This is a genomic window from Priestia sp. 10L35 (assembly GCF_056395685.1).
The window spans coordinates 138328-152516 of the sequence record NZ_JBFTKA010000006.1 but is presented as its reverse complement, the minus strand read 5'-3'; the positions used below and the strand labels follow the sequence as shown (position 1 = coordinate 152516).

General features: G+C 39.5%; 16 protein-coding genes. All 16 read right to left on the bottom strand.

All coding sequences use genetic code 11. From position 1 onward, the window contains the following. Positions 1-10 precede the first annotated feature (10 nt). The 16 genes from AC1DEF_RS21045 to AC1DEF_RS20970 all read right to left on the bottom strand — a co-directional run bounded on the left by AC1DEF_RS21045 (position 11) and on the right by AC1DEF_RS20970 (position 14180). A complete protein-coding gene (locus AC1DEF_RS21045) occupies positions 11-247 on the bottom strand; it encodes a DUF1146 family protein (RefSeq protein ID WP_013059797.1) in 237 nt (78 codons plus the stop codon). Between the two features lie 274 nt (positions 248-521). Continuing rightward, positions 522-926 carry a F0F1 ATP synthase subunit epsilon gene (locus AC1DEF_RS21040; protein ID WP_013085460.1) on the bottom strand — a complete coding sequence of 135 codons (405 nt, stop codon included), beginning with the start codon at positions 924-926 and terminating at the stop codon, positions 522-524. A gap of 26 nt (positions 927-952) precedes the next feature. Further along, positions 953-2374 carry a F0F1 ATP synthase subunit beta gene (gene atpD, locus AC1DEF_RS21035; protein WP_013059799.1) on the bottom strand — a complete coding sequence of 474 codons (1422 nt, stop codon included), beginning with the start codon at positions 2372-2374 and terminating at the stop codon, positions 953-955. A 36-nt stretch (positions 2375-2410) separates the two neighbouring features. Continuing rightward, a complete protein-coding gene (locus tag AC1DEF_RS21030) occupies positions 2411-3268 on the bottom strand; it encodes a F0F1 ATP synthase subunit gamma (RefSeq protein WP_013059800.1) in 858 nt (285 codons plus the stop codon). Between the two features lie 105 nt (positions 3269-3373). Continuing rightward, positions 3374-4882, bottom strand: coding sequence for a F0F1 ATP synthase subunit alpha (atpA, locus tag AC1DEF_RS21025; RefSeq protein ID WP_013085461.1), 1509 nt, complete (start codon positions 4880-4882; stop codon positions 3374-3376). Positions 4883-4897: 15 nt separating this feature from the next. Beyond that, complete coding sequence (locus tag AC1DEF_RS21020) at positions 4898-5443, bottom strand: F0F1 ATP synthase subunit delta (RefSeq protein ID WP_013059802.1); 546 nt, start codon at positions 5441-5443, stop codon at positions 4898-4900. Then, positions 5440-5958: a F0F1 ATP synthase subunit B gene (locus AC1DEF_RS21015; RefSeq protein ID WP_013085463.1), complete on the bottom strand. Its 519-nt coding sequence runs from the start codon at positions 5956-5958 to the stop codon at positions 5440-5442. The genes AC1DEF_RS21020 and AC1DEF_RS21015 overlap by 4 nt, the downstream gene beginning before the upstream one ends. Positions 5959-6060: 102 nt before the next feature. Beyond that, positions 6061-6273 carry a F0F1 ATP synthase subunit C gene (gene atpE / locus AC1DEF_RS21010; RefSeq protein WP_013059804.1) on the bottom strand — a complete coding sequence of 71 codons (213 nt, stop codon included), beginning with the start codon at positions 6271-6273 and terminating at the stop codon, positions 6061-6063. A 90-nt stretch (positions 6274-6363) separates the two neighbouring features. Beyond that, positions 6364-7074, bottom strand: coding sequence for a F0F1 ATP synthase subunit A (atpB, locus tag AC1DEF_RS21005; protein ID WP_013059805.1), 711 nt, complete (start codon positions 7072-7074; stop codon positions 6364-6366). 18 nt (positions 7075-7092) lie between these two features. Continuing rightward, on the bottom strand, positions 7093-7464 hold the full coding sequence (locus AC1DEF_RS21000; protein ID WP_013059806.1) for an ATP synthase subunit I: 372 nt from the start codon (positions 7462-7464) through the stop codon (positions 7093-7095). Positions 7465-7470: 6 nt separating this feature from the next. Beyond that, positions 7471-7692 (bottom strand): AtpZ/AtpI family protein, encoded by a 222-nt coding sequence (locus tag AC1DEF_RS20995; protein WP_013085464.1) that lies wholly within the window; start codon positions 7690-7692, stop codon positions 7471-7473. A gap of 297 nt (positions 7693-7989) precedes the next feature. Then, complete coding sequence (locus tag AC1DEF_RS20990) at positions 7990-10182, bottom strand: S8 family serine peptidase (RefSeq protein ID WP_097824917.1); 2193 nt, start codon at positions 10180-10182, stop codon at positions 7990-7992. A 67-nt stretch (positions 10183-10249) separates the two neighbouring features. Continuing rightward, positions 10250-11401, bottom strand: a complete 1152-nt coding sequence (gene wecB / locus AC1DEF_RS20985) for a non-hydrolyzing UDP-N-acetylglucosamine 2-epimerase (RefSeq protein WP_016765923.1) — start codon at positions 11399-11401, stop codon at positions 10250-10252. 22 nt (positions 11402-11423) lie between these two features. Further along, positions 11424-12053: a uracil phosphoribosyltransferase gene (gene upp / locus AC1DEF_RS20980; protein WP_013059810.1), complete on the bottom strand. Its 630-nt coding sequence runs from the start codon at positions 12051-12053 to the stop codon at positions 11424-11426. 213 nt (positions 12054-12266) lie between these two features. Then, entirely contained in the window at positions 12267-13511 is a 1245-nt protein-coding gene (locus tag AC1DEF_RS20975; RefSeq protein ID WP_013059811.1) for a serine hydroxymethyltransferase, read from the bottom strand. Positions 13512-13628: 117 nt separating this feature from the next. Next, entirely contained in the window at positions 13629-14180 is a 552-nt protein-coding gene (locus AC1DEF_RS20970; RefSeq protein ID WP_377575631.1) for a TIGR01440 family protein, read from the bottom strand. Between the last annotated feature and the right edge of the window lie 9 nt (positions 14181-14189).

Sequence of the window (14189 nt, the reverse complement as noted above, 5' to 3'; positions counted from 1 at the left end):
AGCTTGCCAATCATTGAAAAAATGAGGGAATGCGCTGTGACCAAAATAAATAATCCAAAAAGAAATTACTTACTGTTGATGAAATCGTAATGGTCAATAAAATAAGCATTAATTTTGCTTGAAACACATGATTAGGTTTCATCAGCTTTTCAATTTGAAAGCCTTGCAAAGCATACCAAGTAATCACAATAAAAATCAAATGTGAAATCATGGTTAGTAACGTTTGCTGTTCAATTCCTCCAAACAATAAAAGCACTCCTTTTAAACACCATATGAAAAGAAGAGACGATCATCGTCTCTTCTTTTCATATTAAAGCACACTTATGCAAATTCGTAAACGGTAACATGAAAAACATTTATTTTATTCCCTATTTTAAGATCCTTTTCCACTATTGAGCAAAATAAAGAAGATAGATGCGCTTAGTTAAATGGAATATATAATCATAGATCAATGCTATTTGCTCTTCCCTTTTTGTATAATAGAGCAAAAAAGCCCTCTCATTCGTTTGAGAGGGCTTTTTTTAGAACTTACGTTGACTAATATCTAAACGATTGACTGCCCGTTTTAAGGCAATTTCAGCACGCTTAACATCAACGTCATCTTGTTTGCTATCAAGGCGCATTTCAGCGCGCTTTTTCGCTTCTTCTGCACGAGCTATGTCAATCTCTTCAGCTGTTTCAGCAGCCTGTGCAAGAATTGTTACTTTGTCAGGTCTTACTTCAAGAAATCCTCCGCTAACAGCCACAAGTTCTGTACTGCTTGCTTTCTTCAAGCGGACGGCTCCAATTTGTAAAGGAGCAACCATCGGAATATGGCCATGTAAAATACCAAGCTCACCACTCTGTGCTCGGGTACTTACCATTTCCACTTCTGATTCGTAAACTGGGCCATCAGGAGTCACTACACTGACATGGATTGTCTTCATTTAAAAAACCTCCTATGTCCCTTAAATTAAACTTCTACTCCCATACGTTTCGCATTTTCAATAACTTCTTCAATGCGACCAACTAAACGGAACGCATCTTCAGGTAAATGATCGTATTTACCTTCCAAGATCTCTTTAAATCCTTTAACAGTTTCTTTTACAGGAACATAAGAACCTTTTTGACCTGTAAATTGTTCTGCTACGTGGAAGTTTTGAGACAAGAAGAATTGAACGCGACGAGCACGTTGTACAACAAGTTTATCTTCATCAGATAACTCATCCATACCTAGGATTGCAATGATATCTTGTAACTCTTTATAACGCTGTAACGTTTGTTGAACTTGACGCGCAATTGCATAGTGCTCTTCTCCAACAATTTCAGGAGATAAAGCGCGAGATGTAGATGCTAATGGATCTACCGCAGGGTAAATACCCATCTCTGATAATTTACGCTCTAAGTTTGTTGTTGCATCTAAGTGAGCAAATGTTGTCGCTGGAGCTGGATCCGTATAGTCATCGGCTGGTACGTAAATCGCTTGAATCGATGTTACAGAACCTACGCTTGTTGACGTGATACGCTCTTGAAGCTGACCCATTTCTGTCGCTAATGTTGGCTGATAACCTACTGCTGATGGCATACGGCCAAGTAATGCTGATACTTCTGAACCCGCTTGTGTGAAACGGAAGATATTATCAATAAAGAATAATACGTCTTGACCTTGTTCGTCACGGAAGTATTCTGCCATTGTTAATCCTGTTAATGCAACACGTTGACGTGCACCAGGTGGCTCATTCATTTGTCCAAATACCATAGCCGTCTTCTTAATAACACCAGAATCTGTCATTTCATGGTATAAGTCATTACCTTCACGCGTACGCTCACCTACACCAGCGAATACTGAAATACCGCCGTGCTCTTGAGCAATGTTATTGATTAATTCTTGAATCAATACTGTTTTACCTACACCGGCACCACCGAATAGACCGATTTTTCCACCTTTAATGTAAGGAGCTAATAAGTCTACTACTTTAATACCTGTTTCAAGAATTTCAGCTTGTGTAGATAGATTTTCGAACTTTGGTGCTTGACGGTGGATTGGATCACGACGTGCACCTGCATCGATTGGGGCGTCTAAGTCGATTTTTTCACCTAATACGTTAAATACACGACCTAACGTAACGTCACCAACTGGTACTGAGATTGCTGCACCTGTATCTTCTACTTCTAATCCACGAACTAAGCCGTCAGTGGATGACATTGCTACTGTACGAACTGTGTTATCACCTAAGTGAATCGCAACTTCTAATGTTAATTCGATTGCAACTTCACTTGCACTGCTCGGTTTATGTGAAATTTTAAGGGCGTTATAAATTGCCGGAAGGTGTCCGTTGTCAAACTTTACGTCTACAACTGGACCCATGATTTGAGTAACGCGTCCTTTTGTCATCGTGTTCCCTCCTAACTTGCTTTTCCATTAAACTTTCTATTCTAACGCTGCCGCTCCGCCAACAATTTCCGTAATTTCCTGGGTAATTGCCGCTTGACGTGCACGGTTATATGACAATGTAAGATTATTGATAAGATCTTTTGCGTTGTCTGTTGCACTTTTCATCGCTGTCATACGAGCAGCATGCTCACTTGCTTTTCCATCAAGTAGGCCGCCGTAAATTAAACTCTCTGCATACTGAGGAAGTAATACTTCTAAAATCTCTTCTTGTGATGGTTCAAATTCATAACCAACAAGTTTACCAGAAGGTTGAAGATCTGTTAGAGGCAATAGCTTCTTCTCCGTCACTTCTTGTGAAATCGTATTGATAAAGTGATTGTAGTATAAGTAAAGTTCATCAAACGTACCGTCTGCAAACATTTGAACTGTTTGTGAAGCGATTCCTTGAATGTCAGCAAAAGCTGGCTGATCTGCTAAGCCTGTGATTTCAAGCAAAACCGGAATGCCGCGTTTCACGAAGAAATCTCTCCCTACTCGTCCAATTGCAATCACACCGTATTCATCAGGTGATTGATGGCGTTCTTCAATAGCTTGAGATACTTTTCGCAAAATATTACTGTTATATGCTCCTGCTAGACCGCGATCTGAAGTGATTACGATGTAACCAGTCTTCTTCACACTGCGCGCAGTTAGCATTGGATGTGAAGCGCCTCTGCTGCCTAGGGCTACGCTTGAGACTACTTCTTGAATTTTTTCCATGTATGGAACAAACGATTTTGCATTTTGTTCCGCTCTATTCAGCTTTGCAGCTGAAACCATTTCCATTGCTTTCGTAATCTGGCTCGTTTTTTTCGTCGATGTGATTCGAGTTTGTATATCACGTAATGATGCCAAAGGTTTCACCACCTTGTTTTAGAAGATCACGTGGTATGAAAGGTGAACAAATGTTCACCTTCACCTTATTGAAAGATTGTCTTAACATACCATGCTGACAATATATTATTCAGATGCAATAAATGTTTTCTTGAATTCTTCAAGTGCTGATTCGAATACGCCAGCTTCAGGAAGTCCACCAGTTGTACGGATTGATTCAAGTACTTCTTTACGGTTTGACTCTAACCATGTTAAGTACTCGTCTTCAAAGCGCGTAATATCTGATACCGGAACATCATCTAAGAAGCCTTTTGTTAATGCGTAAAGCACAGCTACTTGTTTTTCTACGCGAAGCGGTTTGTGTAAACCTTGTTTTAAGATTTCAACTGTACGCGCTCCTCGATTTAATTTTGCTTGAGTTGCTTGGTCAAGATCAGAACCGAACTGAGCAAACGATTCAAGCTCACGATAAGATGCAAGGTCTAGACGCAGTGTACCTGCTACCTTTTTCATCGCTTTAATTTGTGCAGATCCCCCTACACGTGATACAGAAAGACCAGCATTAATCGCAGGACGCACGCCTGAGAAGAATAGATCTGACTGTAAGAAAATTTGTCCGTCTGTAATCGAAATTACGTTCGTTGGGATATAAGCAGATACGTCTCCTGCTTGCGTTTCAATAAATGGAAGAGCTGTTAATGAACCTCCACCTTTTGCGTCCGATAACTTTGCCGCACGCTCTAATAAACGAGAGTGCAGGTAGAATACATCCCCTGGATACGCTTCACGACCTGGAGGACGGCGTAATAGTAATGAAAGTTCACGATAAGCTGATGCTTGTTTTGTTAAGTCATCGTAAATAACAAGTACGTGCTTACCGTTATACATAAACTCTTCACCCATTGTTACCCCAGCATATGGCGCTAAGAATAATAGTGGAGCTGGTTGTGAAGCTGATGCTGTTACAACGATTGTGTAATCTAGAGCACCGTGTTTACGTAATGTCTCTACTACGTTACGAACTGTTGATTCTTTTTGGCCAATCGCTACATAGATACATACCATATCTTGATCTTTTTGGTTTAAGATTGTATCGATTGCTACCGATGTTTTACCCGTTTGACGGTCACCGATAATTAACTCACGCTGTCCACGACCGATCGGCACAAGTGCGTCAATCGCCTTGATACCTGTTTGAAGCGGCTCATGTACTGATTTACGATCCATAACGCCAGGTGCAGCACCTTCAATTGGACGTGTTTTTGTTGTTTCTACTGGGCCTAAGCCGTCTACTGGCTGACCTAATGAGTTAACAACACGACCGATTAACTGCTCCCCTACTGGAACTTCCATGATGCGTCCTGTACGGCGAACTTCGTCACCTTCACGAATTTCCGTATATGGTCCTAAAATAATGATACCTACATTGTTTTCTTCTAAGTTTTGTGCCATTCCCATGACACCATTTGAAAATTCAACCAGTTCTCCAGCCATGACATTGTCGAGGCCATGAGCACGTGCGATACCGTCCCCAACTTGGATAACAGTACCTACATCACTCACTTTAATCTCAGACTGATAGTTTTCAATTTGCTGCTTGATCAGCGCACTAATTTCTTCAGCTTTGATGCTCATGAATTTCACCCCTATCTACGATCTGTGTGCAAGAAGTCCTCGGTGGATCGTTTCTAATTTGCTGCTAATGCTGCCATCATAGATACGATTACCAATGCGAAGCTTCACGCCGCCGATTAGGCTTTTATCTACTATATTTGAAATATTTAACGTATGTTTTCCAACTTTAGAAGCAAATGATTGTGAGATTGCTCTTTTCTCATCTGCACTTAAAGGTTTGACAGAATAAACAGTTGCATCTGCCACGCCACGTACTTCGTTCGCTAGGAAACGATACTCTTTTACCATCTCGCTAACAATTTGAATGCGGTGACGCTCTAATAATAGAAGAACCGTATGTTGAACAGTTGGTGAAAGTTCAGCAAATGCCTCACTTACAAACTGTTTTTTTCGCTCAATTGTAATTTTTGGATGAGTTAATACATCCATTAATTCAGGTGTTTTAGCAAACACCTCTTCAACGATTTGTAGCTGGTCTTGCATTTCATCGATCATCTGTTTTTCTGTTGCTAATTGAAAAAGAGCTAGTGCATAGCGCTTGGCTACAGCTGGTTGACTCATCGTACATCCCCTACTTCTTGGATATATTCATGAATTAACTTCTCTTGATCTTGTTCAGAAAGTTCTTTTTCAATAACTTTCGACGCAATTAAAACAGATAATGAAGCAACTTGCTCACGTAACGCAGCAACTGCTTGATCTTTTTGCTGTTCGATTTCTTGTTTTGCTGCAGCTTTTAGACGCTCAGACTCTTCGCGTGCTGCCGCAATGATTTCTTCTTTTTTATCTTCTGCAGACTTTCTAGCGTTTTCCATCATTACTTGCACTTCTTGACGAGATTGCTTTAAGATTTCACGCTGCTCTTCAACAAGCTTCTTCGCTTCCTCATTTTGCTTTTCTGCTTCATCAATCTCACCGGCAATATGCTCTTCACGTTTTTTCATGATTCCCATTACAGGACCAAACGCGAATTTTTGAAGTAACGCAAGTAGGATAAGGAACATCACTAATTGGAAAAGAATATCTCCACCATTAATGCCTGCTGCTCCTAACACAAACATGTTCGACACGGCCATGTTCACTCCCTTCAGAGACTCCACATATATAATTTACTTATTAAAGACATAAAGTAATGGCGAAGGTTCTTTTGAATGATCTTCGCCACATGTAACACATTATTATTTACCTTGTACCATGAATGCAATAACTACGGCGATAATTGGAAGCGCCTCAACTAAAGCAACCCCAACGAACATCATTGAAGTTAATGTACCACGTGCTTCTGGTTGGCGAGCTGTGCCTTCAATCGTCTTAGAAACGATAAGACCGTTACCAATACCAGCACCTAGTGCCGCTAAACCAATCGCAATTGCAGATGCTATTAAACCCATTTTATAAAGTCCTCCCTTAATATATATGATTTTGTTTAACTAAGTTTTGTTTTGTCCAAATTGGGTATTACTTGAACAAAGCTTTATAAATTAATGGTCGCTACTCACTTTGTGAGATAAATAAACCATCGTTAACATTGTGAAAATGAAGGCCTGAATTGCGCCTACAAAAATACTGAATCCTTGCCATAAAAGCATTGGAATAGCAGCTCCAATTGTACCTAGGAAGCCTGTTGTTGCTAAACCAGCTAGCAAGCTTAACAAAATTTCCCCAGCATAAATATTACCGTAAAGACGAAGGCCAAGCGTTAACGTATTGGCAAACTCCTCGATAATCTTAAGCGGGAATAAAAATGCCATTGGCTTGAAGTAATCTTTCGTGTATGCAGAGAACCCTCGCATTTTAATACCATAGTAATGTGATAGTACAACTACCATAACGGCTAACGTCAGCGTAATTGCTGGATCAGCGGTTGGCGATTTCCACCATAAGTTATGGTCAATCACGATGGCAAATGGAAGACCCAACATATTTGACACAAAAATGTACATAAGTAAAGTTACACCTAGCGTCAAAAAGCGGCCACCTGTTTTCCAATCCATATTGCTATTAACGAGTCCTTTAACAAAATCTAAGACCCATTCAATAAAGTTTTGTGCACCGCTTGGCTTCATAGCAAGAGTACGAGTACATAAAACTGCAATTAAGAATACAATAACAGAAGCTACGGTAACCATAAGCAAGTTACTTTGACTAAAAGTAAGGCCTAGAAACTCTATAGTTGGTGATTCATGACCCAACTGTGTTCACCTCTCTTTCTATCTTCTACGCATATTTTGAACAACTAAATCTATGATAATGACAACGTAATACGTCATTAATCCCACAACTACACTAATAATATGAAAGGTTTTTGGATAAGAGATGGTAATCACAACTGCGAGAGCAGCTGTTGCAAATCTTACAACAGTCCCAATTGAACGGGGCTTTTTCCCCTCATCCAACGCCTGTCCAAACTGCTCAAACTTTCTTACTAAGTTCCACAAATTATACAAACTCAGGGCGGTTCCTAAAATTAAACCTGCAAAAACAGCCTTATAACTTGTAAATCCCCAGCCGAGAACGTATAATGCTAACAAATACAATATGTATGAACGAAGTCTTGGAAAAACGTGCTGCAAATCCTGCATGAATTATTAATCTCCTGAAAAAAAATGGTGGACTGTCCGCAGCATCATAAAAACACCTGCTGCTAGCCCTGAAAGAAGGCCTAAAATCAAAAATAGTGGTTCGGTGTCAAGCCATTGATCAGCCCATCTTCCAGAGAATAAGCCAATTAAGACTGAACCTGCTAACTGTGATAGAATGATTGACACTAATGCCATCGCTTGCAAAGGATGACGGTTGCGATCTTTCATAAGCTCATACCCCTTTTGCAAAATTTTCTTTTTTCCGAATTCTCTATCGTTTTTATAGCTCAATATATGATAGAAAGGCAAAAAAAATTGCTAAAAAAGGTAAAAACAGCTAATAAAATACGCAGAAATATCAACGGTTTTCACAGATTGAAAACCTTATCATTTATATTCCCTGTAAGCATACAATAGCGTATATTTAATGTCAATGTGTTTAAGCTAAAAACTTCACAATCTCTTCTTATTGTTCACATTTCTGCCACACATAAAACCTCTTCAAATGAAAACATTTAAAGAGGTTCATTCAATCGTTATTGTACTGTTTACAACATGCTCTTGTCCATGCTTTTTCACAAATGCAAATATTTGGTACGCTCCCGGTACAAGCGATTCATCGATCGTTATTTTCCGTTTTCTCATGCCTCTTTCTACATCAACGTCAACATCTAAATACGATATAAACTGTAAAGACTGCTTATCAAAAAGAGCAACGCCTAACTCATCTGCTCCTTCAGGCAAAAACAGTTCATAACTATACGTATTTTTCTCTTTTTCCGCTGCTACTTGCAATCCCATGACACGGGGATAATCTGGAATGCTAACCATGTACATATAAGGAAGCGAAAATGTTTCACGTGAATCATTTATTTCCAAATATCCGTCATATATACCTTTATTTTTAAAACGGGGCTGCACCGATAAAGTGACAGCTATTTCTTTTGTCTGATGGGGCTGCACGGTGACAGGTAATGGAACATCCCAATTCACTCCTTCATCCCTTTTCGGAACGTTCAAGCGATACGTTTTTGCTTTATCAGACTGGTTATCAATTTTAAATGATAAGACTTTCTTTGATGGGCGCGTAAAAATACCGAAAGATAAAGAAGATGGATAAAATAAAGAGTCTGCTGTGACAGCTTTTGCTATTTGAATTCTCCCGGCTCCTTGTTCATATACGTGATACGTTTTACCATTTAGCTGCTGCATTACTTTACTTGTGTTCATCAATGAAGCTTTGACTTGTTCAGGAGACCAGTTCGGGTGAGCTTGTAAAATAAGAGCGCACGCTCCAGCTACATGGGGCGCAGCCATACTTGTTCCATGCATGCGTTCATATCCCCCAGGAACTGTACTATTAATGAAGTAACCAGGTGCGACGACGTCCGGCTTGATTCCCCAAGTAGTCGTTACAGGTCCTCTTGAACTGAAAGATGTGAGCAAGTCTTGCACCACTTGCTTGCCAGTGCGTAAGTATGGCTGTTGAGACTGAATGTATTGATTAATGGTATCACCGTTTTTTTTACTTACCCATATCACTGGAATATTTACTGATTCTTGTAGTTTACCGATTATGTTTTTTTCAGTCGGACTATATAAAATAACGGCTTTTGCTCCTGCCTGTTCAGCTTGTTTAATCTTTTTTTCAACCGCATTTCCTTCTGCTTTTAGCAAAATGACGTTACCCAACGCATGCTTTTGCTCTTTGAAGTATTCTTCATTTATTACACGCAGCGTTTGATTAAACGTCCATGGACGAGACCCTTCTACTGGCGCCATCATAATTTTTTCTTTGTTAAATCCAATTGTTAGAAATTGAACTGTTGTCGGGGAAACAGAAGCGCCAACCGAAATAGCTTTTCCCGCTGTACCTGGAGAGCCCACGGTCCATAAACCTGGACCTGAATTGCCGCTGGATGTAACCGTTACAATTCCTTTTTCAACAGCTCGATCTAACGCTAAGCTTGTTGGTAAATCAGGGCCATTCACATCATTTCCTAATGATAAATTAATAATATCTACATCATCTTGAATTGCTTTTTCGATAGCTAGAATAACACTTTCAGACGTTCCAGCTCCACCAGGTCCAAGAGCTCGGTATGCGTAGATCTCCGCCTGAGGTGCTACACCTTTAATATTTCCATTTGCTGCAATAATACCAGCTACATGAGTGCCATGCAGAGTAGGCTCTCCTTGCTCCCGAGTGGTTTCCATCGGCTCATAATCTTTATCTATTACATCATACCCTCCCCTGTAGGTTTGTTTTAAATCGGGATGAGAATAATCAACACCCGTATCGATGACGCCTACTTTGATCCCTTTTCCTGTTAAGCGCTGATTATGAGTATCAAATAAGCCTCTTACCTGTTCTGAGCCAATGAAGGTTACACTATTTTCTTCTGCAACCTGGTAGTTTTTAATAGAATGTGAACCAATAATAGAAGGATTATGAGATAGTTTTTCCAAATCCGAGATGGAGCCGTTTAATGAAAGTCCTGTAAATACCGTGTGAAATTCGCTCTTAATCTTTATATTAGGATAATTTTTTTGTAGCTGACTTTTAAATTCCGCGAATTTTTCTTTTTCAACCATGACAATTATTGATTTTTCCTGATGATTCATTTCTTGTTTTATAGAAGGAAATGTCGGATTGAGCAACATTTGCCCTCCCCCGCTCCCTAATATAAAGCTAAGCATTAACCATTTAATCCACATAAAAAAACACCTCTCACACTATCGTGTCTCAAAGAGACACTTTTCATGTGAAAGGTGTTTAGAAATCTTACGAAAGCGGATTAAAAGCTTCCGGTCTGTTTTCACGGCGGTTGAAATAGTAGCTAATAGCATCACAAATACGTTTAGAAGCTAAGCCATCTCCGTAAGGATTCGATGCTTGTGACATTTGCTTATATACGTCTTCATCTATTAACAGCTCTTTTGCTAGCGTATAAATTGTTTCTTCTTCCGTTCCTGCTAGTTTGAGCGTTCCTGCTTCAATTCCTTCCGGTCGCTCTGTTGTATCACGAAGTACCAATACAGGTACGCCTAATGAAGGAGCTTCTTCTTGAACACCGCCCGAATCTGTCAAAATAATATGAGCGCGCTCAGCGAAGTTATGGAAGTCAATTACATCTAACGGTTCAATTAAATGAATGCGTGGGTCATTTCCTAAGATATCGTTTGCTGTTTCTCTAACTACCGGATTCAAATGAACAGGATACACAACTTGCACATCTTCATGTTCATCCACAATACGTTTAACCGCACGGAACATGTTTTTCATTGGTTCGCCTAAATTTTCGCGGCGATGCGCCGTTAATAAAATAAGACGATCATCTCCCAATTTCGTTAACACTTCATGCTCATATGTCTCTTTTACTGTCGTTTTTAACGCATCGATAGCTGTGTTTCCAGTCACAAAGATTCGCTCTTCTTTTTTATTCTCTGCTTGCAAATTAGCTGCAGACTTATCTGTCGGAGCAAAGTGCAAATCAGCAAGAACGCCTGTAAGCTGACGGTTCATTTCTTCCGGATATGGAGAATATTTATTCCATGTGCGCAAACCTGCTTCAACATGTCCCACCTGAATTTGATTATAAAAAGCTGCTAGTCCGGCAATAAACGTCGTAGTTGTATCGCCGTGTACAAGTACGATGTCCGGCTTTACTTTTTTCATTACGTCGTCCAAACCTTCTAATCCTCTGGTCGTTACGTCCATAAGAGTTTGGCGATCTTTCATAATGTTAAGGTCATAGTCAGGCTGAATGTCAAAAATGCTCAATACTTGGTCTAACATTTCACGGTGCTGAGCCGTTACCGTCACAATCGCTTCGAACTCCTCAGGTCGCTTTTTAAGCTCTAGCACTAGAGGGGCCATTTTAATTGCTTCTGGTCTTGTCCCGAATATCGTCATTACTTTAATTGGCTGCTTCATGTTCATCACCCGAATCTACAAATTATTTTGTACCGAATAAACGATCCCCTGCATCACCTAAACCTGGAACAATATATCCATGGTCATTTAATTTTTCATCTAATGCCGCAATGTAAATATCTACGTCAGGGTGTGCTTCTTTTACGATTTCCACGCCTTCAGGAGCAGCAATTAAACACATAAATTTAATGTTTTTAGCGCCTCTTTTTTTAAGAGAGTTGATTGCTTCTACAGCTGACCCTCCTGTTGCAAGCATAGGATCTACTACAATAAAGTCACGCTCTTCTACATCATTAGGCAGCTTTACATAATATTCAACAGGCTGTAATGTTTCTGGATCACGATATAAGCCAACGTGTCCAACTTTAGCAGCTGGCATTAGTTTTAAAAATCCATCTACCATGCCGATACCAGCACGAAGAATTGGAACGATACCAAGCTTTTTCCCTGCAATAACTTTTGACTTTGTTTTGCAAACCGGTGTTTCAATTTCAACGTCTTCTAGCGGTAAATCACGTGTCGCTTCAAAAGCCATTAAGCTTGCCACTTCATCAACTAATTCACGAAACTCTTTCGTTCCCGTTTTTACATCGCGTATGTAAGTTAATTTGTGTTGAATAAGCGGGTGATCAAATACGTATACTTTGCCCATTGATATCTCTCCTTATATATAAAGATGTACACATTAAAATACCATTCAACGAATTGAATGGTACGTACTAGTAAAAACATATCTCTTGCTAATTAAATTTATACATTGCATTCATTTTACAGAAAAAAGTTTTTGAGTTCAAGCATTATTCAAAAAATGATTGAATTGCTACCACTTTCTCCATAAAAAAACAGGCACAAAGGCCTGTCTCTCTTACAGTGATTTATACATTTCAAACTTGCTTGTTAAAGCTTCAACGCGTGTTTTAGCTTCAGCTAGCTTTTCTTCATCTTCAATATTTTTAAGCGTTAATCCGATGATAGAAGCAATTTCATCCATCTCTTCTAAGCCAAATCCGCGAGTTGTAACCGCAGCTGTACCAATACGGATACCGCTTGTTACAAATGGGCTTTGCTCATCGTAAGGAATTGTATTTTTGTTTGTTGTAATACCTACATCATCAAGTGCTTTTTCAGCTACTTTACCTGTCAAATTCATTGAACTTACGTCGATTAACACAAGGTGATTGTCTGTTCCTTCAGATACAAGAGCAAATCCTTCTTTCTTTAATCCTTCTGCTAAACGATTAGCATTGTCGATGATATTTTGAGCATAGTGCTTAAATTCATCTTGTAATGCTTCACCAAATGCTACTGCTTTTGCAGCGATAACGTGCATCAATGGACCACCTTGAATACCAGGGAAGATTGACTTATCAATCTTTTTCGCAAATTCTTCTTTACATAAAATCATACCGCCACGTGGTCCGCGCAGTGTTTTATGTGTTGTAGTTGTAACGAAATGAGCATGTGGCACAGGATTTTGATGAAGTCCTGCAGCTACTAGACCAGCAATGTGAGCCATGTCTACCATTAAATAAGCTCCTACTTCATCAGCGATTTCACGGAAACGCTTGAAGTCGATTGCGCGTGGATATGCGCTTGCACCAGCCACAATTAATTTTGGTTTATGTGTACGAGCTTTTTCTAATACATCATCGTAGTTAATGCGATGTGTTTCACGATCTACGCCATATTCGATGAAATTGTACTGAACACCACTAAAGTTAACAGGACTTCCGTGCGTTAAGTGACCGCCGTGCGATAAATTCATACCAAGTACTGTGTCTCCAGCCTCTAAAACTGTGAAGTATACAGCCATGTTTGCTTGTGCACCTGAGTGAGGTTGAACATTCACGTGCTCTGCTCCGAAAATTTCTTTTGCACGATCACGAGCTAAGTCTTCTACTACGTCTACGTGTTCACAACCACCGTAGTAACGTTTAGCTGGATAGCCTTCAGCATATTTATTTGTTAAAACTGAACCTTGTGCTTCCATTACCGCTGTTGTTACAAAGTTTTCTGAAGCAATTAGCTCAATCTTAGTACGTTGTCTTTGTAATTCATCCTTGATCGCATTATAAACTGCTGGATCTTGTTGCATTAGTTGTTTCTCCATCAAAATCCTCTCCTCATTTCGTATTCGCAATGTTCGTTATTTGTTGATTCAACTACATTGTAACATGATTTATTTAGAATAAAAAAGAAAAAATGTGTATTATTTTAATATATTTAATTACGAAAGTTCGTAAAACGCTCTCATTCCACCAATTAGTTTTGGACGCGTCTTTGCTAAAGTAACATGAGCGTGTCCAACTGCGTTTAACGTACAACGAACGGGTACTGCGACATGCTTTAAATGCATACCAATGAATGTATCTCCAATATCAATACCGGCATCAGCTTTAATAAACTCTACCAAAACAGGATCTTTAAGCTGGCCATAGGCCTGTGTAGCCATCGCTCCGCCTGCTTTATGAATAGGCACAACACTAACCATTTCTAAACGCTCTTTGCGAGCTAATTCTCTTTCTACTACCAGTGCTCGATTGAGATGTTCACAGCATTGAAATGCTAAGTGAACACCCGTCTTTTTTCGAAAATCTGATAGTGCATCAAAAATCATTTCTGCGACTTCCATTGCGCCTGCGGTTCCTATTTTTTCACCAATTACCTCGCTTGTACTGCATCCAATGACAAGTGTATGTTCTGAAGACAACTGCACTTGTGCTAAAAAATCAGATAAAACTGTTTCCAACTGCTCTTTCCATTTCGTAAGTTCAGACACGTTTTTCTT